This window comes from Arthrobacter sp. ISL-5 (genome assembly GCF_018613835.1).
Lineage (GTDB): Bacteria > Actinomycetota > Actinomycetes > Actinomycetales > Micrococcaceae > Arthrobacter.
The window spans coordinates 14,244-40,921 of the sequence record NZ_JAGGPM010000020.1 but is presented as its reverse complement, the minus strand read 5'-3'; the positions used below and the strand labels follow the sequence as shown (position 1 = coordinate 40,921).

19 protein-coding genes and 2 tRNA genes are annotated in these 26,678 nt (G+C 62.7%); 8 read left to right on the top strand and 13 right to left on the bottom strand.

Annotated elements, in window-relative coordinates; genetic code table 11:
* Window positions 1-16: 16 nt before the first annotated feature.
* The 12 genes from J7I89_RS11290 to dnaA all read right to left on the bottom strand — a co-directional run bounded on the left by J7I89_RS11290 (window position 17) and on the right by dnaA (window position 13,340).
* Entirely contained in the window at window positions 17-940 is a 924-nt protein-coding gene (locus J7I89_RS11290; RefSeq protein ID WP_214970089.1) for a DMT family transporter, read from the bottom strand.
* Between the two features lie 139 nt (window positions 941-1,079).
* Window positions 1,080-1,155 (bottom strand) — tRNA-Ala (locus J7I89_RS11285).
* A 72-nt stretch (window positions 1,156-1,227) separates the two neighbouring features.
* Window positions 1,228-1,344, bottom strand: coding sequence for a DLW-39 family protein (locus tag J7I89_RS11280; RefSeq protein WP_214970087.1), 117 nt, complete (start codon window positions 1,342-1,344; stop codon window positions 1,228-1,230).
* Between the two features lie 67 nt (window positions 1,345-1,411).
* Window positions 1,412-1,485, bottom strand: a tRNA-Ile gene (locus J7I89_RS11275).
* A gap of 98 nt (window positions 1,486-1,583) precedes the next feature.
* Complete coding sequence (locus J7I89_RS11270; protein WP_214970085.1) at window positions 1,584-2,237, bottom strand: DUF3566 domain-containing protein; 654 nt, start codon at window positions 2,235-2,237, stop codon at window positions 1,584-1,586.
* A complete protein-coding gene (gyrA, locus tag J7I89_RS11265) occupies window positions 2,234-4,915 on the bottom strand; it encodes a DNA gyrase subunit A (RefSeq protein ID WP_214970082.1) in 2,682 nt (893 codons plus the stop codon). The genes J7I89_RS11270 and gyrA overlap by 4 nt, the downstream gene beginning before the upstream one ends.
* A gap of 59 nt (window positions 4,916-4,974) precedes the next feature.
* A complete protein-coding gene (gyrB, locus tag J7I89_RS11260; RefSeq protein WP_308159873.1) occupies window positions 4,975-7,062 on the bottom strand; it encodes a DNA topoisomerase (ATP-hydrolyzing) subunit B in 2,088 nt (695 codons plus the stop codon).
* Window positions 7,063-7,469: 407 nt separating this feature from the next.
* On the bottom strand, window positions 7,470-8,027 hold the full coding sequence (locus J7I89_RS11255) for a DUF721 domain-containing protein (protein WP_214970079.1): 558 nt from the start codon (window positions 8,025-8,027) through the stop codon (window positions 7,470-7,472).
* Window positions 8,014-9,216: a DNA replication/repair protein RecF gene (recF, locus tag J7I89_RS11250; RefSeq protein WP_214970077.1), complete on the bottom strand. Its 1,203-nt coding sequence runs from the start codon at window positions 9,214-9,216 to the stop codon at window positions 8,014-8,016. The genes J7I89_RS11255 and recF overlap by 14 nt, the downstream gene beginning before the upstream one ends.
* A 59-nt stretch (window positions 9,217-9,275) precedes the next feature.
* Complete coding sequence (gnd, locus tag J7I89_RS11245; protein ID WP_214970074.1) at window positions 9,276-10,160, bottom strand: phosphogluconate dehydrogenase (NAD(+)-dependent, decarboxylating); 885 nt, start codon at window positions 10,158-10,160, stop codon at window positions 9,276-9,278.
* 105 nt (window positions 10,161-10,265) lie between these two features.
* A complete protein-coding gene (dnaN, locus tag J7I89_RS11240) occupies window positions 10,266-11,390 on the bottom strand; it encodes a DNA polymerase III subunit beta (RefSeq protein WP_214970071.1) in 1,125 nt (374 codons plus the stop codon).
* Window positions 11,391-11,918: 528 nt separating this feature from the next.
* Window positions 11,919-13,340 carry a chromosomal replication initiator protein DnaA gene (dnaA, locus tag J7I89_RS11235; RefSeq protein WP_214970068.1) on the bottom strand — a complete coding sequence of 474 codons (1,422 nt, stop codon included), beginning with the start codon at window positions 13,338-13,340 and terminating at the stop codon, window positions 11,919-11,921.
* A gap of 468 nt (window positions 13,341-13,808) precedes the next feature.
* On the opposite strand from dnaA, the gene rpmH reads away from it, so the two are divergent.
* The 8 genes from rpmH to J7I89_RS11195 all read left to right on the top strand — a co-directional run bounded on the left by rpmH (window position 13,809) and on the right by J7I89_RS11195 (window position 19,542).
* On the top strand, window positions 13,809-13,946 hold the full coding sequence (gene rpmH, locus J7I89_RS11230; RefSeq protein ID WP_011776797.1) for a 50S ribosomal protein L34: 138 nt from the start codon (window positions 13,809-13,811) through the stop codon (window positions 13,944-13,946).
* A gap of 40 nt (window positions 13,947-13,986) precedes the next feature.
* A complete protein-coding gene (gene rnpA / locus J7I89_RS11225) occupies window positions 13,987-14,397 on the top strand; it encodes a ribonuclease P protein component (protein WP_214970065.1) in 411 nt (136 codons plus the stop codon).
* A complete protein-coding gene (gene yidD / locus J7I89_RS11220; protein ID WP_214970062.1) occupies window positions 14,390-14,785 on the top strand; it encodes a membrane protein insertion efficiency factor YidD in 396 nt (131 codons plus the stop codon). Before rnpA ends, yidD begins: the two co-directional genes overlap by 8 nt.
* Before the next feature lie 16 nt (window positions 14,786-14,801).
* On the top strand, window positions 14,802-15,776 hold the full coding sequence (yidC, locus tag J7I89_RS11215; RefSeq protein WP_214970060.1) for a membrane protein insertase YidC: 975 nt from the start codon (window positions 14,802-14,804) through the stop codon (window positions 15,774-15,776).
* A complete protein-coding gene (locus J7I89_RS11210; RefSeq protein WP_214970058.1) occupies window positions 15,776-16,339 on the top strand; it encodes a R3H domain-containing nucleic acid-binding protein in 564 nt (187 codons plus the stop codon). Before yidC ends, J7I89_RS11210 begins: the two co-directional genes overlap by 1 nt.
* A 19-nt stretch (window positions 16,340-16,358) precedes the next feature.
* A complete protein-coding gene (gene rsmG, locus J7I89_RS11205; RefSeq protein WP_214970055.1) occupies window positions 16,359-17,009 on the top strand; it encodes a 16S rRNA (guanine(527)-N(7))-methyltransferase RsmG in 651 nt (216 codons plus the stop codon).
* Between the two features lie 87 nt (window positions 17,010-17,096).
* A complete protein-coding gene (locus tag J7I89_RS11200; protein ID WP_308159872.1) occupies window positions 17,097-18,152 on the top strand; it encodes a ParA family protein in 1,056 nt (351 codons plus the stop codon).
* Between the two features lie 67 nt (window positions 18,153-18,219).
* Window positions 18,220-19,542: a ParB/RepB/Spo0J family partition protein gene (locus J7I89_RS11195; RefSeq protein WP_214970052.1), complete on the top strand. Its 1,323-nt coding sequence runs from the start codon at window positions 18,220-18,222 to the stop codon at window positions 19,540-19,542.
* A 6,774-nt stretch (window positions 19,543-26,316) separates the two neighbouring features.
* Here the strand turns inward: J7I89_RS11195 and trxA are convergent.
* Window positions 26,317-26,643, bottom strand: a complete 327-nt coding sequence (gene trxA, locus J7I89_RS11190) for a thioredoxin (RefSeq protein WP_003800194.1) — start codon at window positions 26,641-26,643, stop codon at window positions 26,317-26,319.
* Between the last annotated feature and the right edge of the window lie 35 nt (window positions 26,644-26,678).

Below are 26,678 nucleotides of genomic sequence, written 5' to 3'. Positions count from 1 at the left end.
GGGTTTCAAGCCGGCCTCAGTCAGTGCCCAGCTCCGCAAGCGGGCGCTCCACCGGCGGCGTGCCGCGCCCCACTTTGCCGTTCCGCTGGCCCATCACGACGACGGCGAGCCCCACCAGGATCAGCCCGAGCCCGCCATACGTCCCGGCCGGCAGCGTCTCATTCAGGAAGAAGGCCGCAAGCAGGGCGGCCCCGGGGATCTCGAGCAGGATGATCATTGAGACGAGCAGCGGGCTCATGGTGGCCAGCAGGTGGTTGAAGACCGTGTGCCCCACCAGTTGGGCACAGACGGTGATCGCTATGATCCCCAGCCAGCCGCCGGCGTCGAACCCCACCAGCGGCTGGCCGGCGAAGAGTGCCAGCACCGCCACCAGCGCGGCGCACATGCCGTAGCAGAGCGCGGTGTAGGTTCCCGTGGTCATGCTCTGGCGGGCCTTCCCGCCGGCCAGCGTGTAGATCCCGGCCAGGAGGCCGCCGGCCATTGCCAGCAGGTCTCCGAGCAGCGCCTCGGGTGAGGCCCCCATGTCGAAGCCGGTGATGGTCACCACCCCGCCGAAGGCTATCCCGAGCCCCACCAGGACCTGCCAGCGGTGCTTCACTCCGCGCAGGAGCTGTATGACGGCAATCCAGGCTGACTGCAGGCAGACCAGCGCAGTGGCGGCAGCCACCGAGGTCAGCTGGAGGGACGTAATGAAGCATGCGAAGTGGAGGGCCAGTGCCACCGCCGCAATGAGCGACCAGCGGAACTCCTTGCCGGTGATGCGACCGAACTGGGCGGGCTCCCGGACCAGCGTGGGAGAGGCCATGACGGCGGCGCCGATCGCGTTGCGCCAAAAGGCAATGGCGAGGGCGCTCACCGTTGTTGCGCCGAGCGTTGCGGCGATGAGCGGTCCCGATGATGCGACACCGAGGACACCCAGGGCTGCAAGGAAAAAGTTCACGGTTCCACAGTAGTGTCCCGCGGCGGCTGATTGAGCTGGCCGAGAGCCGGCTGGTCCGGCGGGCCTGGAGCCGCCGGCTGAGGGCCCCGCAATCCGGTTAAAGCAAAAGTCCCGGCCATTCCTGGCCGGGACTTTCTTATGGTGGAGGCACGGGGACTCGAACCCCGAACCCCCTGCTTGCAAAGCAGGTGCGCTACCAATTGCGCCATGCCCCCATAAGAAGCAACCCGTCAATCATACCCTAGTTGCGGAGGCCGTCTGACCAGCTTCCGTACCGGGGATCCGGACTATTCAACCGTATCGGTTGACTTACTCCAGACCGTTTTCCGGGCTTCGGACTCCTGCACTTTCCTGTAGAGCAGGACGCCTGCGATCGCAGCTGCAATAGCCAGCAACTTCTTCACACGCACCCCGTTCCGGCCAGATTCTTTCGAATCTCACCTCAACTACTTGAAACCTGTGCAGGTTCCGTGGGCGTACCAGGACTTGAACCTGGGACCTCTTCGTTATCAGCGAAGCGCTCTAACCGCCTGAGCTATACGCCCCGATGCCTCATCGGGCCGAGACATGACTTTACAGCACATCCCGGCCCGATCTCAAATCGAGGCATTCCGCCGGAGTTTTTCCGCGGAATCGCGGGCTTTTAATCGTCCGTCAGCGTGACGCCGATGCCACCCACGAGGGTCGCGGAAATGTTGTACAGCACGGCGGACAGCATGGACAGGGCCGTCAGCAGCACAACGTTGACCACGGCGATGATGGTGGCGAAGGAGGCCACCTGGCCCAGGGACGCGACCTTCTTCAGTTCAAAGCCGCCGCCCTCGGAGCCGGCCAGCGTTCCCAGCAGGCTGTCCACCTGGTCGAAGATTCCCGTGAGGTCCAGGACCGTCCACAGCACGATGGCGGCGACCACCGTGACGATGCCGAGGGCCACGGACAGCAGAAACGCCATCTTAAGGACAGACCAGGGGTCCACCTTGCTGACCAGCAGCCGCGCGCGCCGGACCTTGGCCTTCGGTGCAGGCTTGACCAGGCCGGGAGCGCTCTGCCCGGGCCGCTGGCCCGGCGTCGCAGGTCGCTGCCCGGGGGCCGCAGGGCGCTGTCCCTGTGCGGGCCGCTGGCCCGCACCCGCCGGACGCTGCCCGGGGGCAGCAGGGCGCTGTCCCGGAAGGCCCGACGGCGTGCCCGGGCTCTGCTGCGGACGCACCGGGGCATTCACTCGGGGAGCGGACGCCGGCTGCCGTATCCCGCCGGGACCACTGCTGCTCGGCTTGGGAAATGAGTCGGAATTGCTCACTCGTTACCTCCGGTGTTGTCTTCGTTCAGCTCGGCGTCGCTGTCCGCATCCTCGGATGCTGTGGCGGATGCCGTCTCTGCCTCTGCTGTTTCTGCCTCTGCGGACCCATCTACTGGTCCGGCACCTTCAGCCAACGTTACGTCATCCTCCGGAGATTCCTCTCCCTCGATGCCGCGTTCGCTGTTGCGCGCCACCTCGATGATGCGGTCGTGCTTGTCCGGTTTCGCGAAGATGACGCCCATAGTGTCCCGGCCCTTGGCGGGAACGCCTGCAACGGATGACCGGACCACCTTGCCGCCGCCCATCACCACAAGGACTTCATCTTCTTCCTGGACGATCAGGGCACCGACCAGGTCGCCGCGTTCCTCGGCGAGCTTGGCCACCTTGATGCCCAGGCCGCCGCGTCCCTGGAGACGGTACTCCTCGACGGCGGTGCGCTTGGCGTAGCCGCCTTCGGTCACGATGAACACGTAGGAACCTTCGGTGATGACGTTCGCCGCGAGGAGCTCGTCATCCTCACGGAATTTCATGCCCGTGACGCCCGACGTGGCGCGGCCCATGGGGCGGAGTGCATCATCGGTGGCGGTGAAGCGGATGGACTGGCCCTTGCGGGACACCAGCATGAGGTCGTCCGTCTCGGAAACCAGCTGGGCGGAAACGAGTTCGTCCCCGTCCCGCAGGTTGATCGCAATGACGCCGGCGGACCGGTTCGTGTCGTAGTCCTCCAGCCGGGTCTTCTTGACCAGCCCGCGCTTGGTGGCCAGGACCAGGTATGGCGCGTGCTGGTAGTCCTTCAGGTCCAGTACCTGGGCGATGTGCTCGTCCGGCTGGAAGGCCAGCAGGTTGGCCACATGCTGGCCCTTAGCGTCGCGTCCTGCCTCGGCCAGTTCATAGGCCTTGGCCCGGTAAACGCGGCCCAGGTTGGTGAAGAAGAGCAGCCAGTGATGGGTGGTGGTGACGAAGAAGTGCTCCACGACGTCGTCGCCGCGCAGCTGGGCGCCCTTGATGCCCTTGCCGCCGCGCTGCTGCGAGCGGTAGTTGTCGCTCCGCGTCCGTTTGACGTAGCCGCCGCGGGTAATGGTGACCACCATTTCCTCTTCGGGGATCAGGTCCTCCATGGACATGTCCCCGTCGTAGCCCATGAGGATCTTGGTGCGGCGGTCATCGCCGTGTTTGGCCACGATTTCCGCGAGCTCGGTGCTGATGATTTCGCGCTGGCGCTCCTCCGAGGCAAGGATCGCGTTGTATTCGGCGATCATGGCCTCAAGTTCGGCATGGCGGTCCTGGATCTTCTGGCGTTCCAGGGCAGCGAGCCGGCGGAGCTGCATGTCCAGGATGGCCCGGGCCTGCAGTTCATCGATATCCAGCAGTTCCATCAGGCCATCGCGTGCGGCCTCCGTGGTGTTGGAGGCGCGGATCAGGGCGATGACCTCGTCCAGCATGTCCAGGGCCTTGAGGAGCGCGCGCAGGATGTGCGCCTCTTCCTCGGCCTTGCGCAGGCGGTACCGCGTGCGGCGGGCAATGACATCCAGCTGGTGGGTGACCCAGTGCCGGATGAAGGCATCAAGGCTGAGCGTGCGCGGCACGCCGTCCACGATCGCCAGCATGTTCGCGCCGAAGTTTTCCTGCAACTGCGTGTGCTTGTAGAGGTTGTTCAGCACCACCTTGGCCACGGCGTCGCGCTTCAGCACAATCACCAGGCGCTGGCCTGTGCGTCCGGAGGTCTCGTCGCGGAGGTCGGCGATGCCCTGGACCTTGCCGTCCTTGACGAGCTCGGCGATCTTGATGGCGAGGTTGTCCGGGTTGGCCTGGTACGGCAGTTCCGTGACCACGAGGCACGTGCGCCCCTGCAGTTCCTCCACATTGACCACGGCGCGCATGGTGATGGATCCGCGGCCGGTGCGGTAGGCGTCCTCGATGCCCCTGTGCCCCAGGATGGTGGCGCCGGTGGGAAAATCGGGTCCCTTGATGCGCAGCAGCAGTTCTTCGAGCAACTGCTCCCGGCTCGCTGTGGGGTTGGCCAGGTACCACTGGACGCCGTCGGCAACCTCACGGAGGTTGTGCGGCGGAATGTTCGTGGCCATGCCGACGGCAATGCCCGAGGATCCGTTGACCAGCAGGTTGGGGAACCGTGCCGGGAGAATGGTGGGTTCCTGGTTCTTGCCGTCGTAATTGTCCTGGAAGTCGACCGTTTCCTCGTCGATGTCACGGACCATCTCCATGGCCAGGGGCGCCATTTTGGTTTCCGTGTACCGCGGCGCAGCTGCCCCGTCATTCCCGGGTGAGCCGAAGTTGCCCTGGCCCAGGGCCAGCGGATAGCGCATGGTCCAGTCCTGGATCAGGCGGACCAGGGCATCGTAGATGGCGGTGTCACCGTGGGGGTGGTACTGGCCCATGACCTCGCCCACCACACGGGCACACTTGTTGAAGGAGCGGTCGGGGCGGTAGCCGCCGTCGAACATGGCGTAGAGTACGCGGCGGTGCACGGGCTTGAGTCCGTCCCGGACGTCGGGGAGGGCGCGGCCCACAATGACGGCCATGGCGTAGTCCAGGTAGGACCGCTGCATTTCCGTCTGGAGGTCCACCTGCTCCACGCGGTCGATCAGCACGTCGCCTTCCAGCACCGGCTCCGTGGCATCTGCGGATTCCGCGGGAACCTCGGGGGTTTCGTCACTCATAATCTGTATTTTCCGTTTCAGGTATATGTCGGATCTGGAATATCAAGCGCGAAATACCGCTAGATGTCCAGGAACCTGACGTCCTTGGCGTTCTGCTGAATGAAGTTGCGGCGCGATTCGACGTCCTCGCCCATCAGGACTGCGAATATCTGGTCCGCAGCGGCGGCGTCTTCCATGGTGACCTGCAGGAGGGTTCGCCGGTCGGGGTCCATCGTGGTATCCCAGAGCTCGGTGTAGTCCATCTCGCCGAGGCCCTTGTAGCGCTGGATGCCGTTGTCCTTCGGGATGCGGCGTCCGGCGGCCTGGCCGGAGACAAGCACGGAGTCACGTTCGCGGTCGCTGTAGACGTAATCGTGCGGCGCGTTGGACCACTTGATCCGGTACAGCGGAGGCTGGGCAAGGTAGACGTAGCCGTTTTCGATGAGCGGGCGCATGTAACGGAAAAGCAGGGTCATCAGCAGGGTGGTGATGTGCTGCCCGTCCACGTCGGCATCGGCCATGAGCACGATCTTGTGATACCTCAGCTTGCTCAGGTCGAAATCCTCGCCGATGCCGGTGCCGAAGGCCGTGATCATGGACTGCACTTCGTTATTGCCCAGCGCCTTGTCCAGGCGCGCACGCTCGACGTTGAGGATCTTGCCGCGCAGCGGCAGGATTGCCTGGGTCTCCGGGTTTCGCCCGCGCTTGGCGGAACCGCCGGCGGAGTCACCCTCCACCAGGTAGACCTCGCATTTCGACGGGTCCTTCGAGGAACAGTCCGAAAGCTTGCCCGGCATGCCGAAGGATTCCAGGGGGCTCTTGCGCCGGGCGTTGTCGCGTGCCTTGCGGGCCGCCATGCGTGCCTGGGCCGCGGAAATGGCCTTCCGGATGACATCGCGGGCGGGGCCGGGATTGCGTTCCAGCCAGTCACCGAGCTGGTCGGTAACCACGCGCTGCACGAACCCCTTGACCTCAGAATTGCCCAGTTTGGTCTTGGTCTGGCCCTCGAACTGCGGCTCGGCAAGCTTCACGGAGATGACCGCGGTCAGGCCTTCGCGGATGTCATCGCCGGTGAGGTTCTCTTCCTTTTCCTTGATGATGCTCTTCTCCCGCGCGTAGCGGTTGATGAGCGAGGTCATCGCGGCCCGGAAGCCCTCTTCGTGGGTGCCGCCCTCGTGGGTGTTGATGGTGTTGGCGTAGGTGTGGACGCTCTCCGAATAGGCGCTGGTCCACTGCATGGCCATTTCCACGGCGATTTTGCGTTCCGTGTCCTCGGTTTCGAACGCAATGACGTCTTCGTGGACGACGTCCACCTTCTTGCCGGAGTTCAGGTGTTTGACGTAGTCCAGCAGGCCGTCGTTGTACTGGTACACCACTGTGCGGTGCTCGGCGTTGACTTCACCCTCTGTGGCCACGGCGTCGAGGTCGAGATCGTCGTCGTCGCCGGGGGTCGTGGTGACGCGCTCATCCGTGAGCGTGATGCGGAGGCCCTTGTTGAGGAAGGCCATCTGCTGGAAGCGTGCACGCAGCGTCTCGAAGTCGAATTCCGTGCTCTCGAAGATGCTGTCATCGGGGTAGAACGTCTGGGTGGTGCCCGTCTCGTCCGTCTCGTCGCCCATGACCAGGTCGCCCTGGGGCTTGCCGCCGTCGGCAAAGGACATCCGCCAGACGTGGCCCTGCCTGCGGACCTCGGTGTCCACCCTGCTGGAGAGCGCGTTAACCACGGAGATGCCCACGCCGTGGAGGCCGCCGGACACGGCGTAGCCGCCGCCGCCGAACTTGCCGCCGGCGTGCAGGATGGTCATGACCACCTCAACAGTGGGCTTGCCCTCACTCGGGTGGATGTCCACGGGAATGCCGCGGCCATCGTCAGACACCTTCACGCCGCCGTCGGCCTGGAGAACGATCTCAATGTGTGTGCAGTATCCCGCGAGGGCCTCGTCCACCGAGTTGTCCACCACTTCGTAAACCAAGTGGTGCAAGCCGCGCAGGCCGGTGGAGCCGATATACATGCCGGGCCGTTTTCGCACGGCCTCAAGGCCTTCGAGAACGGTGATGTCGCTGGCACCGTATTCCCGCGGCGTCACCGCTTCCGCCGGCGCATCAGTTGTACGGGCATCCTCAGTTGCGGTTTCCACTGCCTGGATATCTGCATTGTCGTTAGCCACAGGCGCTGTCGACTCCTCTGTATTCGATGATGGCCGGCTGATGCCGTCTCCCAAGGGAAAGGCTTCCGCCAACAGGCACGTCACTGATAGCGCCGGCTACTCGATTGACCTGCGGACCCGTTCTCCGCCGCTGGAATCGCGCGGAAAAACGGACTCAGTCAACGTTTCACCGGCGCCCAGTTATCTACAGAGATTCTATCGTGAAACAGGCACGATTCCCGCATTCCGGGGCCGTGAACGGCAGGCAATGTGCCTCTCGCTGGCCATTGGCCCCGCCTGCAAGGCTCCAGCGGTCCCGTCTTTGGGTTCCTATACGACTCACGGCGGTTTGAACGCCCTACACGCCGTTTGTGCATTTTTCAAGGGATCCGGCACCGGACCGGCCGGGCATCCCTTGCGATAGCAGGCTATCCGTACGTGTCCCGGGGGCCGCGGCCGTTAACCGTGCGCCCGCCTTTGCGCCAGTTCGGCGCCGCCGGACCGAGGACCTTGATGCTGGTGACCACGCCGTCGCCCAGTTCAGTTCGGAACTTGTCGAGCAGGCTGATGCTCAGCAGCCGGAGCTGCGTGGCCCAGGCCGTGGAGTCACACCTCACGTGCAGCGTGGTGTCGGTGAAACTTTCGGGCGTGCAGTGCGCGGCGATTTCGGGACCCACGAGCGTCGGCCATTCCGCCATGACCGACCCGACGGCAACGGGCGAGGTCCAGCCGCGCTCGGCCACCAGCCGGCCCACCACCTTGCCCAGCCCCAGGGGGTCCCGGCCGGTGGAATGGAACTGGCTGAAGCCGCGGGTGTTCCGCCCGGAGTTGCGCTGCTTTTGGCTGCTGCCGGCGCGCGGCGCCGCCCGGCGGACCTCGCCGCGGGCAGCTGCGGCTTCACGCATTCTGTTCAGGGCCGCCTGCGCGGCGTCGATTTCATCGGGATCGCGGCCGGGCTGCAGGCTGCCGTCCTTATCCCTGTTCATCGATTCCTCCCGGGATAACCTTCACCCGCCGCCCGGTCAGCTCTTCCGGAATATCGGCATCGACGGCGGCAGTCACCAGCACCTGCTCGGCACCGGCAACGATTGCGGCCAGTTTACGCCGCCGCTGCACATCCAGCTCGGCAAAAACATCGTCCAGGATGAGTATGGGCGCCGAACCTCCGGTGCGCGCATCGTCCAGCATGACGTAGTAGGAGGCAAGCCGCAGGGAGAGGCACATGGACCAGGTCTCCCCATGCGAGGCATAGCCCTTCGCCGGTGCCTGGCCGAGGACCAGTTCCAGTTCATCGCGGTGCGGGCCCACGAGCGAGATTCCCCGCTCGAGTTCCTTGCGGCGGGACGCCGCAAAGGCGCGCACGTAACGCTCGGTGAGCTCATCGACGGACAGCAGCCGCAGGTCTTCAACAGGGTCACCCGCTGCAGACGGTTCCGCCCCCGCGCCGGCCGGTGCGCCGTCGTCGTCGATCATGTTCTGGAGCGTGGACCGGTAGACGGCGTCCGCGGCCTTGGACCCGTCCGTCAGTTGGGCATACGCGTTGTTCAGATGCGGGCGAAGGCGCTCCACCAGTTCCAGCCTGGCATGCAGCAGCTCCGCGCCGGCGCGTGCCATGTGCTGGTCCCAGACATCAAGGGTGGCCTCATGGCCGGCCGTGAACTTTCCGGTGCGCGCAGATTTCAGCAGGGCGTTGCGCTGCTTGAGCACGCGGTCGTAGTCGCTTCGCGTGGCGGCGTGCCGGGGCACAAGGCTGACCAGCAGTTCGTCGAGGAAGCGCCTCCGGCTGGAAGGGTCGCCCTTGACCAGTGCCAGATCCTCGGGAGCGAAGAGGACCGTTTGGCAGATGCCCAGGAGGTCCCGCGCGCGGACCGGGTTGCTGCGGTTGATGCGTCCGCGGTTGGCCCTGCCGCCGTTGATCTCAAGCTCCAGGACTGTGGACTGTTCGCCGCTGACCAGTTTGGCCCGGATCATGGCGCGTTCGGTTCCGAAGCGCAGCAGCGGCGCGTCGGCACTGACCCGGTGCGAACTCAGCGTCGCCAGGTAGCCGATTGCTTCCATGAGGTTGGTCTTGCCGATTCCGTTGGATCCCACCAGGACGGTGACGCCGGGATCCAGCCGGAGATCAACCTGGGCATAGCTGCGGAAATCGGTCAGGGACAGGTGTTCTAGGTACACGCGATCTTCAAATTCTCGGGAGCCCTCATCCCGGGACCCTGCGGATCCCGGGCTCGGTGTTACTTGGCCGGCCGGGTGGCATGACCGCCGAACTGCTGGCGCAGCGCGGACACCATCTTCATGGCCGGTGAATTGTCTTCGCGGGATGAAAAACGGGCGAACAGCGCGGCGGTGATGGCCGGAGCCGGAACCGCATTTGCGATGGCTTCTTCGACAGTCCAGCGCCCTTCGCCGGAGTCCTCGACGTAGTCGTCGATCGAGGCCAGGCCCGGGTCCTCGTCCAGGGCTTTCACCATGAGGTCCAGCAGCCATGAGCGGACAACCGTGCCCTTCTGCCAGGCGCGGAAGGTGCCGGGCAGGTCGGTGATGATGTCCTTTGCCGCGAGGAGTTCATAGCCCTCGGCATAAGCCTGCATCAGGCCGTATTCGATGCCGTTGTGCACCATCTTGGCGTAATGGCCTGCGCCGACGCCGCCTACATGGACGAAGCTGTCGGCACGCTCACCCTCCGGGCGGAGGGCGTCGAAGACGGGCAGCGCACGTTCGATGTCCTCGGCATCTCCGCCGGCCATGAGTCCGTAGCCGTTCTGGAGGCCCCAGACGCCGCCGGAGACGCCGCAGTCGGCGAAGCGGATTCCCTTTTCGGCCAGCGCGGCGCCGTGTTTCTGGTCCTCGGTGAAACGCGAGTTGCCGCCGTCGATCACCAAGTCGCCGGGCTGCAGCTTCTCGCTCAGTTCGGTGATGACCGCGTCGGTGATAGCGCCGGAAGGGACCATCACCCAGATCAGGCGCGGAACCGGCACGGCCGCAATGAGCCCGTCGACGGAGGACACATCGGTCACGTCGGGGTTGCGGTCGTAGCCCGTGACCTCAACGCCGCCCTTGCGCAGCCGTTCGCGCATGTTGAAACCCATTTTGCCAAGGCCGATCAGTCCGATGTGCACGGTGTGAGCTCTTTTCTGCGCTGGTGTGGTGGTGGGCTGCGTGGTGCACCCAACTGGGTCGCATTAGGTGTCGTTTTGGGTGCTCATAACGACATCATCTGCTACCTAGTTGGGCAGGCGGACCGGCATCACGAGGTAGCGGTAGTCGTCCTGGTCTTCGCCGTCGGCATCAACCTGGGCGGTGATCATGGCCGGCTTGGGTGCGGTGGTGAAGGAGAACCGGACGTACTTCGTTTCGATGACGCTCAGGCCCTCAACGAGGTAGTGCGGGTTGAACGCCACGGTGATGTCGTCGCCGGACAGCTGTGCTTCGAGCTCCTCCGAAGCTTGCGCGTCCTCGCCGGTGCCGGCGTCAAGGTGGAGCTGGCCCTGGGTGAAGGCGAGGCGGACGGGGGTGTTGCGCTCGGCAACCAGTGACACGCGTCGGACTGCTTCCACGAGTTCCTGGGTCTGCACGGTGGCATGAATCGGCGTGGAATCCGGGAACAGGGAGCGGATCTTGGGGTAGTCGCCGTCGACCAGAAGTGAGGTGGTGGTGCGGCCGCCGCTTTCAAACCCGATGAGGCGGCTGTCGTCGTCGGCAATGGCGAGGTTGATGTCCCCGCTGCTTCCGAGCGTCTTCGCAACCTCGTTGAGGGTCTTGGCCTTGACCAGGGCACTCGTGGACATGCCGGGGGTGACCGGCTTCCACGGCACTTCCCGCATGGCGAGGCGGTAGCGGTCGGTGGCCAGGAGGGTGATGAGGTCGTCCTCGATCTCCATGCGCACGCCGGTGAGAATGGGCAGGGTGTCGTCCTTGCTGGCGGCGATGATCACCTGGGATACAGCCTGAGCGAAGGAGTCGCCGGCAACCGTGCCGCTGATGGTGGGCAGGGCAGGCAACGGAGGGTATTCGGCTTCCGGCATGGTTGCCAGGTGGAAGCTGCTTCGGCGGCACGTGAGTGTCACTTTGCTGCCGTCGGTCGTCACCTCAACAGGGGCTGACGGGAGGCTGCGGCAGATATCGGCGAGCAGCCTGCCTGAGACCAGGATGGTGCCCTCCTCCGCGATGTCGGCGGGGATTTCAAGCCTGGCCGACGTCTCGTAGTCAAAGCTCGACAGGCTCACTGTTCCGGCCTCGGCCTTGAGGAGCAGGCCGGACAGGACCGGTACCGGCGGCCGCGGAGACAACGATCGGGCTGTCCACGTTACGGCTTCTGCCAGGACGTCCCGTTCGACTCTGAACTTCACGGAAGGGTGCCGCCTTTCATTGCTGCTGCCATTTTCTGAACGGGAACTCCCGCAGGGAGTCCACCAAACCACTGCTCCCGGAACACCGGAACCTGCATGGTCCGCACTTGCTGAACCACTGGCAGACCCGAGGATGGGAGCGCTGCTGACAGCTTAGCCGGAAGATTGGGGATTTCCCCATCCCCGGCAAGGACGGTGGCCCTTCGGGGCCAGGGTCCCGGAGCCGTGTGGGGCAGGGAACGAGATTGTTGTTTGAGGGAATTTCAATTTTTTGGGATTAGTAGTGTTAATAACTGCTGTGGAAACTGTGGATAACCCCGTCCTGCGGCTGGAATCCGCGGTTAAGCCCTGTTCATGGACTGTGGGCGGAACAGGTTTTAAACAGCCTGTGGATGGGGATAACATTTTTGGCCGTTTCGGCGATCCACAGACACCTTAAGGGTTTTAAGCCCATTAACCGCGGTTGTCCCCTTAACTGTCCACAGGGTTATCCACACGTGCCTGTTAATCAAGGTTAAGAGCCGCGGCTCAGGAGTCGCGCTGCTGCTGCTTGATCCGGTTGGTCAGCTCGGTGACCTGGTTGTAGATCACACGACGCTCAGCCATCAGCTCGCGGATCTTGCGGTCGGCGTGGATCACCGTGGTGTGGTCCCGCCCGCCCAGCTCCTGCCCGATCTTGGGCAGCGACATGTCCGTCAGCTCGCGGCACAGGTACATCGCGATCTGCCGGGCCGTGACCAGCGTCCGGGTCCGTGACTTGCTGCAGAGCTCTTCCATGCTGAGCTTGAAGTACTCCGCCGTCTGCGTGAGGATCTGGCTTGAGGTGATCTCCTGCGCGCCGTCGTCAGTGATGAGGTCCTTGAGGACCATTTCGGCCAGGGCAACATCCACCGGCTGGCGGTTGAGGCTGGCGAAGGCCGTGACTCGGATGAGGGCACCCTCGAGTTCGCGGATGTTGCTGGAGATCTTGGAGGCGATGTATTCCAGGGCGTCGTCCGGAGCGGAGAGGCCTTCGCTGAGGGCCTTCTTCCGGAGGATGGCGATGCGGGTTTCGAGCTCCGGCGGCTGGATGTCGGTCAGCAGGCCCCATTCGAAGCGTGACTTCATGCGGTCCTCGAAACCGGCCAGCAGCTTGGGCGGCTGGTCGGACGTGATCACAACCTGCTTGTTGTTGTTGTGCAGGGAGTTGAAGGTGTGGAAGAACTCCTCCAGGGTCCGGTCCTTGCCGGCGAGGAACTGGATGTCATCGATCAGCAGCACATCCACATTGCGGTACGTGGTCTTGAAGCTGGCGCCCTCGTCGTCGCGGATCGAGTTGATGAAGTCGTTGGTGAATTCCTCGGAGTTCACGTACCGGACACGGATGCCGCTGTAGAGGCGGCGCGCATAGTGGCCGATCGCGTGCAGCAGGTGGGTCTTGCCCAGTCCGGAGTCTCCGTAGATGAACAGCGGGTTGTAGGCCTTCGCGGGCGCTTCGGCCACTGCCACGGCGGCGGCATGCGCAAACCGGTTCGACGAGCCGATCACGAACGTGTCGAAAACGTACTTGGGATTCAGCCGGCCGAACTCGTGGGAGGTGCTCGGCAGCATGGGCTGCGGCTTCAGTTCCACTGAGGGGTCGGCAACGAGGGAAAGCTCGACGGCGGGTTCCGGCTCTTCGTGGACGGGCACCAGATCGGTGTCGACGTCGATGGCGCAGCGGATGTCGTCTGAGAAAACATTGCGGAGCGCGTCATCGAGCGCGTCCTTGACCTGGGTCTGGAGCACTTCCCTGGTGAGTTCGTTGGGCACGGCCACGAGAAGGGTGGAACCGATGAGGCCCTGCGCCTGGGCGAGGATGACGAAGCCGCGCTGCCTTGGCGATACGCGGTCATCCTGCTCGAGAAGGGTCACCACGCGCCGCCAGGAACTTCCGACAGTATTGGCGTGGTTGGCTTCGTCTACTGTCATCAATCGGGTTCCTCAAAGCTTGCTTACCTGCATTACGTGCAGCCGCAAGCCTGGATCCAGGGTACTGTCCCGGCTTCATCCACAGGGTTATGCACAGTCCGTGGATAATCGGCTACTGGGCCACTCTAGGGGATGAAAAGGCCAGAAGATAGCTGGGAAGTGGCTTGTGGATAATTACACGGTTGTGGTTCGAAAAAGGGGCTTGTGATCCACTTCATCCACAGGTTGGGGACGCCGGTTAACCACAGTTGGGGAAACACGGTGGGCCGCCTGCCGGTTTGACTCGGGGTCGCGTTTTGGCCTAACGTTGTGGAGTCCTTTGTGCCTGCTTTCTGACCCCATTTGGACCTCCCAGACGCCCAGCGTTCCGGGAATCGGGGGAAGCAGACATATACAAAACTTAGCGTCGGCCAGTTCTTCCCCTTTTTGATCGGGTGGGCGCACCTTTGATCCACTGGAGTAACTAACGTGAGCAAGCGGACTTTTCAGCCGAATAACCGCCGTCGAGCCAAGAAGCACGGCTTCCGCCTTCGTATGCGCACCCGTGCCGGCCGCGCCATCCTGGCTGCCCGCCGCGGCAAGGGCCGCGTCGAACTGTCGGCCTAAATACTGACTCGTCGGTTATCTTCCCCTTGCGAGTTTAACGGTGCTGGCCACCAGGAACCGTCTGAGGACTTCAACCGATTTTTCAACAACTGTACGTTCCGGCGTCCGCAATGGACGCCGGAACGTAGTCTTATATACGGCAACTATCGGTGCCGATGAACCCAGCAGGATCGGGTTCATCGTTTCCAAGGGTGTCGGGAACGCTGTTGCCAGGAACCTCGTTAAGAGGAGACTTAGGGAAGCCGGTGCTGTCTCGCTGCGCGAGTACGGTACCGGGTTCGCTATTGTGGTGCGTGCCCTGCCCGCATCGGCAACTGCCAGCTGGCAAGAACTGCTGGCGGATTACAACGCTGCCTTGGAAGTAACCATGAAGCGGCTGGGTAGCCGCCATCCAAAGTCGGCTGCAATGCGATCGAACGGAACAACACAGGAAGGGACACCGCGTGCTTGACCTGACTGCCGCCGTCGTCCCTTCCCTCAAGTCCGCAGCGGCGGCTGCCGGCAGATTCTTCTGGAACCTGCCGCGCAATATCCTCATTCTTCTGCTGAAGGCCTACCGCAAGGTGATTTCACCCTTGTACGGACAGGTCTGCCGCTTCTTTCCTTCGTGTTCGGCGTACGCGCTGGAGGCAATCACGGTTCACGGAGCCGTCAAGGGAAGCTGGCTTGCGGCCAGGCGCCTGGTGCGCTGTCACCCCTGGAACGCCGGTGGCGTGGACCACGTCCCCGCCGGCCACCGCGAATGGCCCGACAACCAGACCCCCACAATTGTTGTGCTGAACAACCCGGATAAATACCTGGCTGCTCGGACTGATGGAGAAGGCCGCGCTGCGGCCTAACGAATAGGGATATCGTATGGACTTCTTTGAAACAATCATGTTTCCCTTCAAGTGGCTGGTGTCAGTCATCATGGTGGGCTTCCATGAGGGCCTGAGCAGCATTGGGATGCCGGCTGCCAACGGCTGGACGTGGACGCTGTCCATCATCGGGCTGGTGCTGGTGATCCGTGCGGCCCTGATTCCCGTGTTCGTAAAGCAGATCAAGGCCCAGCGCGGTATGCAGCTCCTGCAGCCGGACCTCAAGAAGCTGCAGGACAAGTACAAGGGCAAGACCGACCAGCTGTCCCGCCAGGCCATGGCCCAGGAACAGATGGCCATGTACAAGAAGCACGGGACCAACCCGTTCTCCGCCTGCCTGCCCATGCTGATCCAGATGCCGTTCTTCTTCGCGCTGTTCCAGGTGCTCTCCGGCATCACCGCCGCCCGGACCAAGGGTGCCGGCATTGGGGCGATGAGCCACGAACAGGTCGTGCAGTTCGACGATTCAAGCATCTTTGGAGCTACGCTTTCGGCTTCCCTGCTGCACGGCGGCGCAGGTAACCAGACCGCGGTCTGGATCCTCTCCATCGTGATGATCCTGGCCATGACGGCCTCGCAGTTCATCACGCAGAAGCAGATCATGGCCAAGAACATGTCCGAAGAGGCCATGGCCAGCCCGTTCATGCGCCAGCAGAAGATGATGCTCTACATCCTGCCGATTGTGTTCGGTGTGGGTGGCATCAACTTCCCCATCGGTGTCCTCATCTACTGGACCACCACCAACCTCTGGACCATGGCGCAGCAGTTCTTCGTCATCCGCCGCATGCCGACGCCGGGATCCCCGGCCGCGAAGGCCCTCGCCGAGCGCCGTGCCGCCAAGGGCCTGCCGGCCCTGCCTATCTTGGGTGGCAAGAAAGTCGACGCCGAGGCTGAGGCCGCTGCCGCCGCTGCGGTTGCGCAAGCCCGCAGCCAGCGCATTCAGCCACAACGTAAGAACAGGAAGAAGAAGTAATGTCTGTTGAGAGCTCTGAGCACGCACTTTCCGCTGATGTCAGCGAAGACCAGGACGACGCCACCGAGGCAGTGAACGCCGGTAAGGGTACGACTGCGAGCCGCCTGGAAGAAGAAGGCGACGTCGCGGCTGACTACCTGGAGGAACTGCTCGACATTGCCGACATCGACGGCGACATCGACATCGAGGTCCGCAACGGACGGACCTACATCTCGATCGTCGCAGAGGAAGAGTCTGCCGGCTTGGAGAGCCTGGTGGGTCGGGACGGGGAGGTACTGGAAGCACTCCAGGAGCTGACCCGTCTCTCGGTTCTTTCGGCAACGGACAACCGGTCACGCTTGGTGCTCGACATCAACGGGTACCGCAAGGAGCGCGCGGGCCACCTGCAGAAGATCGCCGAGGATGCCGTGGCGTCCGTCAAGGAAACCGGTAAGGCCGTCGCGCTTGAGCCTATGAGCGCCTATGAGCGCAAGATCGTGCACGACGCCGTGGCCGATCTCGGGATGGTAAGCGAGTCCGAGGGCGAAGGCGCCGGTCGGCACATCGTCGTCTCCGCCGACTGAATCGCCGGCTGGTCAACTGATGGTGGAAATAACGCCGGCCGAACGCCAGGCTGCGGAAAAGATCTTCGGGGACCGCCTTGGCTTGGCCGAGCGGTATGTGGAGCACCTCGCCACATCGGGAACCGAACGCGGGCTCATCGGTCCGCGGGAAATTCCCCGGCTGTGGGGACGCCACGTCCTGAACTGTGCGGTTATTGAAAGCGAAATTGCGCACGGAAGTCACGTGGTTGACGTCGGCAGCGGAGCGGGCCTGCCGGGCCTTTGCCTGGCCATCGCCCGCCCGGATCTGGAGCTGACCCTCATCGAGCCGCTGGAGCGGCGGGTCATCTGGCTGCAGGAGGTCGTTGACGATCTCGGACTGAGCAATGTTACGGTTATGCGCACCCGGGCTGAACTGGCCGTCGGAATGGTGAAGGCTGACGTTGTGACCGCTCGGGCAGTGTCGGCACTGAGTAATTTGGCCGGCCTGACCATCCCGCTGTTGGATGGCGACGGTGAAGTCGTGGCCATCAAGGGCCGCAGTGCCGCAGAGGAAATTGAAAAGGCCGCTAAGGTGATCCGCAAGCTCGGCGGAGTGCAGACTTCCGTTGTGACGGTGGGGCAGGATCTGCTGGAGGAACCCACCACCGTGGTGCGCATTGTAGTGAAGAAGACCCAAAAGATCGCCTAGCCCAGGCCCGGTGCCACAGGTCTTGAGGGCGTAGCGGTTAGGCTAGAGAACGGCAGCAAAAAGCCGAACGAGAGTGAGTGTGTCCCAGTGACCAGTAGCGAAACCTCCACGCAGCGGATTCCCCCGTTCGTGTCCTTGGGGTCGGCACGCGCCTTTGGTGTACCCTCGGTCGCTACGGCCTCCAATCACCTGAATTCGGTTGTGGGCAGCATGAGTACCGCGAACGTTTCACGTGAAACACCGGCCACCGGGAACGTACTGGACACCTTGGACGACTCAAGCCCCATCGCCCGCGAACTCGCGCACGAGAACAGGCGCCGGGAGAGGCTTCTGGGCCGCGACCTTCCTAAGCCCGAGAAAACCCGCGTCTTCACAGTTTCAAACCAAAAAGGTGGCGTGGGTAAGACCACCACCACCGTCAACATCGCGGCCGCTCTGGCGGCCGCCGGGCTGAATGTCCTGGTTATCGATATTGACCCGCAGGGCAACGCCTCCACCGCTTTGGGCATCGAACATCATGCCGACGTCGACAGCATCTACGACGTCCTGATCAATGATTTGCCGCTGGAGGACGTCGTGGCTCCCTGCCCCGACATCAGCAACCTCATCTGTGCTCCTGCCACCATCCACTTGGCCGGCGCCGAAATTGAGCTGGTGTCTCTCGTGGCCCGGGAGCAGCGGCTCCGACGCGCCATCGACGTTTACGCCAAGTCCCGCCAGAAAAAGGGCGAGGAACGGCTGGACTATATATTCATCGACTGCCCGCCAAGTCTTGGCCTGCTGACGGTGAATGCATTCTGCGCCGCAGGCGAGGTCCTGATCCCCATCCAGTGTGAGTATTACGCTCTGGAGGGCCTCAGCCAGCTGCTGAAGAACATCGAGATGATCCAGAAGCATTTGAATGCTGATCTGGAAGTTTCCACCATTCTGCTGACCATGTACGACGGCCGGACGAATCTGGCTGCGCAGGTCGCCGCTGAGGTGCGCCAACACTTCCCGGACCAGGTGCTGGGCGCTGTTGTTCCGCGCTCCGTGCGCATCTCCGAGGCGCCCAGCTATCAGCAAACGGTTATGACGTACGATCCATCCTCCAGCGGTGCCCTTTCCTACCTGGAAGCCGCAGCGGAAATCGCTGAACGCTAGAATTTTCCAAACACTGCAACAGCCGGAGCCAGGCATAGCCGGGCTCTTCCAATGGAGGGATTTATCCATGAGCGATAAGCGACGCGGGCTCGGTCGCGGTCTTGGCGCACTCATTCCAAGTTCCGCCTCGACAAACGCTTCGGGCAGCGGAACAGCGCCGTCACGCCCCGTGGACCTTTTCTTTCCGGAAGCGCGCAAGTCCGCGTCCGCTGAAACTGCTCCCGCTGTTGAACCCTCGCCGACGACGCCCGGCCGGTCCTCCGGATCCAAGGGTTCTGCCGCTGCCGAGGCCGGCAGCAAGGAGGCAACGGACAAGGCCGCTCCGGTGAAAGCCGATGGCGCTCGGTCCGCTGCTGCCGGGTCGTCTGCTGCCGGGTCCGAAGCGAAGGCTGAGAAGACGGTGGACAAGCGACGCGGTTCCGCCTCGGAGGCCGAGCCTGCTGCCACCTCCGCCGGAAAGCCCAGTGATGAAGTGCCCGCCGATGAAGTGCCGGCCAATGCAGCTGTTGGAACCTACGATGAGTCAGCTGCGGTCTTCCGGGCAGTTGGCAATGACGTCGAACTTGTTGAGGTCCCGGGCGTGCGGTTTGCCGAAATTCCCGTGGGTGACATTCATCCCAACCGGAAACAGCCCCGCACCGTCTTCGATGAGGACGATATGGCAGAGCTGGTTCACTCGGTTCGGGAAATAGGCGTTCTCCAGCCAATTGTGGTTCGTACTTCAACCGAAAAGGGTGGTGAACCCTATGAGCTGGTCATGGGTGAACGCCGCTGGCGGGCGGTTCAGGCCGCAGGCCTGGACACGATCCCCGCAATCGTCCGTGATACAACGGATGATGACCTGCTGCGCGATGCACTGCTGGAGAACCTGCACCGCAGCCAGCTGAACCCGCTCGAAGAGGCTGCCGCCTATCAGCAGCTCCTCGAAGACTTCGGCACGACTCACGAGCAACTCGCTGACCGTATCGGCCGTTCGCGCCCCCAGGTGTCGAACACGCTCCGACTGCTCAAGCTTCCGCCGCTGGTGCAGCGCCGCGTGGCCGCAAACGTCATCTCCGCAGGACACGCCCGGGCACTGCTCTCTTTGCCGGACGCAGCCGCCATGGAACGCCTTGCACAAAAGATTGTGGCCGAAGGTATGTCTGTACGGGCCACGGAGGAAGCCGTCACTCTTCACCGTGAACCTGCCACACCGGCGAAGAACAACATCCCCCGTCCCGGTGCGCGCCACGAACGCTTGGATTATCTGGCTTCCTCACTTTCTGATCGCCTCGACACCAACGTCAAAATCTCGTTGGGTGCACGTAAGGGACGCGTCAGCATCGAGTTCGCCAGCGTGGAAGATCTCAACAGAATCATGGACGTGTTGGCTCCTGGGGCCGAAAGCTAGAAATATCGCATTTTGAGGGCCCGTTTCACGTGAAACGGGCCCTTTTGTTTGGTCTGTTTATCTTGGCCAATTTCTCCGTTTCGGCTTCTTCTTCGACCAGCACTGCTCCGAGTTCGCACCCCAACCACGTAGATGCTGCCTGCCGTAGTGTTTGAGAGCGGCCGGGTCGAGGTTGCTGCAGTCGCGGCCGCAGCACAGCGTGCCAGTTGATCGGGCTGCCTGATCGGCGTTGCTGATCGGACCTACTGATCGGGCTGCCTGACCGGCTCTACTGATCGGGCTGCCTGACCGGCTTTACTGATCGGGCTTACTGGCGCCGGGCAGCGGACCGCGGGCGATGGACCGCGGGCAAAGTTCGAAGGCGATGTTCCGCGGGAAATGTTCCTCATGTTGCTTTTACGCTGGTTTGTATTAGTACCGTTGTCGCCGCATATATCGAGGGGTATTAGTGAATCCCGCTCCAGGATCCGCGAATGGTCCCCCTTTAATGGGTTCATCCCATGGAGTGAACGGTCCTGTTGAACGTGTTAGCGTCGTTCGTAGCCGCCGCGGCCAGGCCGTGGGGCGAGTCCTCCGGCGGCGGACAAGCAGTTGAATGTACCGTACTTGCGATTGTGTCTCGCTATGGCCGCTCGGGCCGCCCCAGCACCCCACATAGCCGCCTCCGATTGCCCTGCCGACCTAGCCTAACCGCTGTTGAGCGTCCATGGAATGCAGGGCCCGGTCCTCCTCCCACGCCACTGAGGGGGCCTTGGCAGGCGGATAAGAGCATTAATGATCCGGCTGCGCTGTCTTTGATTAACTCGCGGCCCTGGAAACCGCCGCTGTTGCTGCTGGAGGATGCCGCAAGGACGGTTCCTACGTGACCGTGAACCAGGGCCTCGCACGCCCATTACGCGGCTCAATTCGCATACGGGGACTCTGCCTGCGCCCTTGCGCCCGCTGTTCCGGCTGCGGGGATGGGTGATCTGTTCCGGCGGGTGGCCCATTCCGGCAGGTGGCCTATTCCGGCGATTGATCCGGATGGATGGGCACAGCTCGGATGTAATGCAGGCCACCATCGGCGGTGTCGTTGCAGCGCAGGAGGACTGCACAGTAACGAGCCAGCCTGAAGTATCCACACGGCTCCCCCAGTACGTTTCACGTGAAACGGACCGTCTGAAGCAATGTCGAGGGCCCGGCTTTTGGTTGGCTCGATTCTTGGTCGGCGGGCTCGCGGGACGTAGACGGTTTAGTTGGGACTGTGCTGCAAAGGTGCATCTACGTCCCATATATAGGTCGGTGTGGCGTCGGCCCCGAATGCGTTGAAGTCGGTACCCACAAAGGTAAATGCGTAGCGCAGTCAGCTGCACGGGAATCTCGCCACCAAATTGCGGGGTCGGGGGGCGCTGCAGCTGTTCTCCCTTGTTAGCGAACTATAGTCAGGCAAATGACTGAGTGGTCCAGTCGGTGCGGTGGGCGGCGCAGTCCACTTCCGGCGGCGACGACCCGCTGGCGGGAGGTTCAGCCACGGTGCTCTTCCGAGCCGCTCTCTGGACCTGCCAAGTCCTGGGATCTGCCAAGGGTTGGGACCTACGAAATCTTGGGACCTACGAACCTGCGGGACCTACGACACTGTTGTGATTCCTGATCCTCCTTGGAACGACATCGCCACTCCGGTGTACCGGCCCGGTATGGCCGGCCGGGCATACTGCCACTCCGAGGGTGCTATCCGAGAAGTCGGTGCGGCGGCGGTCGGCGGAGGGTCTGACTTGTGAAGTCCACCGTTGAACGAGGAACGCGGGTAGCAAGCTATGAGCTTTTCGTGGATGGACGTGCTCGTACTCGACTCGGAGACGGTGGCCCTGGATGATCCTGAAGGTGTTCCTGGTGGCAGTTCTTTGGCTCTCGTGTCGGTTTTTGGCGCTGGATAGCTTCAGAGTTGTGGGCCTGCCAATGGGCGGGCGCGCCGGATTCAGCGGTCTCCTGATGAGTTCCTGCGGACTGAGCGCCGGACGGTCCCCCATCGCTCTGGCGCTGTCATCACCAAGATATCTCGGTGCAAGACGCAGAGACGTCGGCGCTCATGTCTCCGGGCTCCATGTCAGCTGCTGAGGGGAAGACGCGGCTCACCGGGGCCGGCATGACCCTTAGGCCTTTGGCTGCTTGGGACACTGCTCACTTTGGCAGCGCTGCACAGCGCTCCTTGACTGCGCTCGTAGATTGTCCGTCAATTTCACGGTGGATATGTTCCCGCGTGACCCGCCCTTTGTGGGACCTTGTCGTCAACGTTTCACGTGAAACGTCTGTGCCGACTGTCCTGTATCGACTGTTCCCTGCCGACGGACCGTGGCCGTCCAGGGCCGGGTCAGACACGGGACGAGGGAGCCAAGCGCGAACATAGTCCGACCGCGTCGCGCAGCGAGCTGGGCGTTACGTGGCGCTGTGGGCGCTCCCCCGACTTCGGTTCGCAGTGCTTTGCGGCAGTAACTTGAACTTGAAATTCACAGTGTGATCTGTTGATGCCCTCGGCACAGGTCCATTCGATGTCCTGACCAGCGCACGTAGGGTACTCAGAATCCGCCATCCCAGTGGGAACTTCTGTTCTCCGCCCATAGAAGATGATGCCTGTCGACTCACCTGTAGACGAGGTGCGTGTCGATGCCGAAGAGTCGAATCTCTAACTCTGGCGTGAGTACGTCGTTCGTAGTTGGCGAGGACGGTCTAGGGACGGACCTGGCAGAGAGCTGCTGGTGTGAGTCGAACGGGTCCCAATGGGCATGAGTGCCGGTGGATAATGCGGTGGATATCACAGTGGATAAACCTGTGGATAACTCTGTGGGTAATTGGTCCCGTGCGTGTCACCGGGACTGCCGATTCATCAGGCAGGAATACGCAGTGCACAGCTGTGGCACGCCGGCGCTCCTCCGCCTTGTCGTCTCGTTTCACGTGAAACAATCAGTCTAAGGACGGCCCGATGTGTAGACCGGCGAAATAGCGGCGGCGGCAGGCCAAGATTAAGCTGAATCAGTTTATTTTCGGCGGGTGGGCGATGGTCCTGATCCGAAGCCACGAGCGGTCGTGGCTTCACCCCGTGGGCAGGCGCCTGGGCAGACCACTCCGACGCGCCGCGAGGTTTCGGCGTCGAGCCCGGAGTGTCACAAATCACAGCGTAGAGGCCTGTGGAAAACCCTGTGGATTCAACTGTGGATAAGACTGTGAATAATGTCATGTCCAGGCTGTGGGAAAGTTCGCCGCGGTGAGTGGTCCAGTCAAAAAGTTTCGGGTCGATCGCTGCCAAACTCACTTTTGCTAGTCGGGAATTCCCCCTGGAATGGCCGGCTATCTGAATGCACCCGAGCGGAATGCATCCACGGCGAAGCAGATTACCAGCGCATTGGCAGCCGCTCTGTGGCGGCAGACTCCGGGGACTACGAACCCGACCTTGTAAATCCACCTCCCATGGACGGGGTCCGAGGTGGCAACCCGGGTCGGTTCGACACTCATCGCGGGCGTGCACATGGCGTTGATCGCTGTGCCCCTGGCTGGAGTGAAAACGGCCGAGCGAGACCACGCGTCGGACCGAGATGTCATCTGAGGAATGGATCTTAAGATGGAGGTGGCTCGCTGCGCGAAGGAAGTGCCGTGGAACTCCAAAGCCCTGTCGCTTGTGTAAGGTCCGCACTTCACTGAAGAATGGCAGCGCCCAATGAGGGGACCCAATGCCACCGAAGACTTGGGAGCTGCCGCAGAGCCGCTACCCACCATGATGCCGACGGGCGGCCCGTCCACGTGGAGCCAAGGGAGGCGTATCTACCGCGGGGATGTGGGCAGAGAGCGGAGAGGGCGCGACGGGAAGCGGGGGCCACGAGCCCCGGAACCGATCATCCAGATCATCGACATCTCGCCAGTCTCGCACGCAAGAATTTTCAGCGCCGGTCGACCGGGGTCGTGGGAGGGGCAGTGCTCAGCCGGGGAAGGAACTGCTGATACAGGAGCTGACCCCACTCAGTCCTGGGTTCCCCGCGTGCGGATCGGCCGAAATAGCAAGCAGCCTTATTGCTGTGCTTCCATAGGGCGACACTTGTGCCGGCAGGACGTTTGGCACAGGGGGTTCCGGGTGTGGAGATGGCTGACTGTCGCTCTCGTGGCCGCTGGCGTTAAGGCACGTCGCTGAGATGCGATGAGGCCCGGGACGCGTGGTTGGGATATGGCGATGCACCGTCTGACTAGCGTGGCTCACGGTCTGGGTGTCGCCGCCAGCCACTGCGGGAGGGCGTATGGCTGCAAAGGGGCGGAGCAATATCCGCGTCAGCGAGTACCGTCGGCTAGGACGCACGGCCGGCTCTTCAGGAGTGGACGCCAGGTGCTCCAGGCGGCTGAGGTTCGTAGTCGAGGCCACTGGCAGGACCGAAGTCGTGGGTGACCTGTTGCGCTGAGCCACCAACGCTCAGCCCTTTGTATCGTATCTCCGCGCCGCAGTCAGGTGATCGTCCGTCATGGGGACGATGATGGACTGTCTCGGACGAGGTGTTCTCGGATCACCATGTCTCGTTAGTGTCGGACGGTGGTGTAGTCCAAGCGGGACGGCAGAGATTCCCGTTCCGCTTAGACAGCTTTGGAAGACCACCGGGCCACTGCGGCCCAGGGGCATCCGCAGGGCAGGAGCTGTTTCACGTGGGCGGATCGAGCAACAGGGCGCAGTCTGCGTTCCCGCTCATGCCTATGGGTCCGGTCCTGTTTCACGTGAAACGTCCCGGATCCTGTTTCACGTGAAACGGTCTGAACCCTATGGGCAGACGGCACGTGATCTCAGCCTCGCGCCTGTCGTCACTGGCTCGGATAGCTCGATGCGTGGTCGAATTGTCCGTGGTGCAGCTTCGTACAGCTCCCTAGGCGAATCCGGACGTTCCACCGGACACGTTCTCTGGTGATGTACGCCCCTCGGTCTGAGTGACTAGTGCTGGTGAGATGTCCTTGAGTGTGATGTCTTGTGCTGGTGCGATGCACTTGAGAGGGATCTCTTGGTGGGGGCACCATCGACGGCACGCTGGACACCGTGACGTCTCAAAGGCGCGAGTTCCGCATTGCACGTGGTGCGTGCGAAGCGGCGGTAGATCGATTCGCCACGAAGACCCATGGACGTACGTGCCCAGGTTCGCGCGCACTTCCGCGTCTGAGCGCGGACCGAAAGGTTATTCCGTCGGGTTCTTGACCTTCTGGCGTTCGGAGTCGGCGGCGAACTCGTGCCCAGCCAACCACCTCAAGGTCGATCGCTCCCTCTATGTGCCTGGGATAGCCTATCCCCCGCATAGTCCTCTGCCGCTCTGGGTTGGAATCTGTGAAATCTGCGGAGATTGAATAGGTCCAAGGCGCCGTCGTGGTTGAGCGGTTCGGGGCGTCAATGCCCAGAAGTCGGTCGACAGATGGAGGAGCGGTGGGATGGGGAAGTAATGACTGAATAAGAAGCGGGTTGAATCAGAGGCGTTGATCGACCACGGAACGCGACAGTCGAGACATGCTGGCTGCCGTGTGGCGCGGGGCTTGCCACATAGTGCCGCATTGCGCTGCCGAGACTCACTCATGTAAGTGTCCACTCCTCGCTTGTTTCGGGCCGCGCCGATTCTTCCTCCTGCCGGCTTCGTCCACTCGCCGGTTCGTTCCCTTTCCCGCGATCTGGCGCTTGACCTGTCTTCCTGTGCAAACAGGGCGTCCGCTCATGCTTGGAATCTCAGGACCCGGGCGCTGGGCAGACGCTGAAGCCGCCGAGGTGTGCACAGCCTGTGCCGCGTGGGTGGGTTCAGTGGGCTGGGGCTCCCCCAAAACGATAAAGAGGCCACTTCGGTGGAGAAATCGGTAATGAATACGTCGCCACGGTCACCGTGTTTCACGTGAAACACCCCACGCGACGAGCAGCGTGCCCCGTCGTGGACAGAGACGTAGCAAGGGCGTGGTAGCTCCCGGATGGACGCGCGATTGGATTTCCGCGAGTCGGCCGGACCGGACGTTAGGCATGGTTCCACAGATCGGACGACGAGCAGCTCTCACCGGAAGATGCCGGCGAAACTTCGGGTGCTGCCTATGGGCGGCCAAAGCGCAGGTTCTCGGCTGCATGATGCGCAGGTTCTCGGCCGCAAGATGCACCAATCGATCCACACGATCCACGCAGCGATGTGGACCATGACGGTGTTATCCGCCGTGTCCTGGTTTCCGAAGGCTGGGCATTCTGCCGCCTGACCTCCCACGCGAGAGAAGGCGTGGAATCGGCACCGAATGTTTCACGTGAAACGAACCGCGCGCCCCGGGCCAGCCCCGAGCAGTCGATCATGTGCCAAATGTTGCTGGCAACGGTCGCAATCGTCCGTCCTAGCCCGACTCCTGCTCATGGACGAGACGGCCGTCACCCCGAAGTCCGTCTGACGAATTCAAGCAACTTGTGAAACAGATATCAATTGTGAAAAGCGACACTGCATCGGCAAGCGCGCTGCTCCTGTATCACGGCCATCGCAACCAAGCGGCGCGGCGGATGCCTGAAGCGCTAGGACCTCCCGGGCGGAACTGCCACCGCAGTCCAAGCCAAGTTTTGCGGCGGCAGCAAGCGCCCTCCATTAGCCGCTCTGCACGAAGCGACGGCTGGTCCGAGTTCCCTCGCCTGGTCCGAGTCCGTCGCCCAAGTTCCCAATGCAAACGAAAGTGGCCACCACTCCCCTGGAGTGATGACCACTGGTCTGCCTTCGGCGTCAGCTGCTCAGCGCCGTTCGGCGACTGCCGCTCGCGAAGGACAGGAGGACGCTACTAGGACAGGACGTCCGCGAATTCCTTTTCGAAGAACTGCTTCGGCTTGGCGCCGATGACTGTGCTCTTCACTTCGCCGCCCTGGAACAGGTACACGGCAGGAATGGAGGTGATGCCGTACTCGGCGGCGATGGCGGGGTTGTCGTCGACATTGACCTTGACGACGTTCACCTTTTCGCCATACTCCACGGAGATCTCATCCAGGATGGGACCCAGCTTGCGGCAGGGTCCGCACCATTCGGCCCAGAAATCCACGATTACCGGCTTGTCGGCGGCCAGCACGTCCGTGCTGAAGCTTGCGTCTGTTACGTCTTTTGCGTTGCTCATAACCCTTGTCTCTCTCTTCGAACGGTGATCAGCGC

What these genes read in the sequence shown, in the direction of transcription:
- rsmG (WP_214970055.1), top strand. Translation starts at nt 16,359, where the DNA reads ATGGTGGAAATAACGCCGGCCGAACGCCAGGCTGCGGAAAAGATCTTC.
- gyrA (WP_214970082.1), bottom strand. Translation starts at nt 4,915, where the DNA reads ATGAGTGACGAAACCCCCGAGGTTCCCGCGGAATCCGCAGATGCCACG.
- dnaA (WP_214970068.1), bottom strand. Translation starts at nt 13,340, where the DNA reads ATGACAGTAGACGAAGCCAACCACGCCAATACTGTCGGAAGTTCCTGG.
- J7I89_RS11255 (WP_214970079.1), bottom strand. Translation starts at nt 8,027, where the DNA reads ATGAACAGGGATAAGGACGGCAGCCTGCAGCCCGGCCGCGATCCCGAT.
- J7I89_RS11210 (WP_214970058.1), top strand. Translation starts at nt 15,776, where the DNA reads ATGTCTGTTGAGAGCTCTGAGCACGCACTTTCCGCTGATGTCAGCGAA.
- yidC (WP_214970060.1), top strand. Translation starts at nt 14,802, where the DNA reads ATGGACTTCTTTGAAACAATCATGTTTCCCTTCAAGTGGCTGGTGTCA.
- trxA (WP_003800194.1), bottom strand. Translation starts at nt 26,643, where the DNA reads ATGAGCAACGCAAAAGACGTAACAGACGCAAGCTTCAGCACGGACGTG.
- J7I89_RS11195 (WP_214970052.1), top strand. Translation starts at nt 18,220, where the DNA reads ATGAGCGATAAGCGACGCGGGCTCGGTCGCGGTCTTGGCGCACTCATT.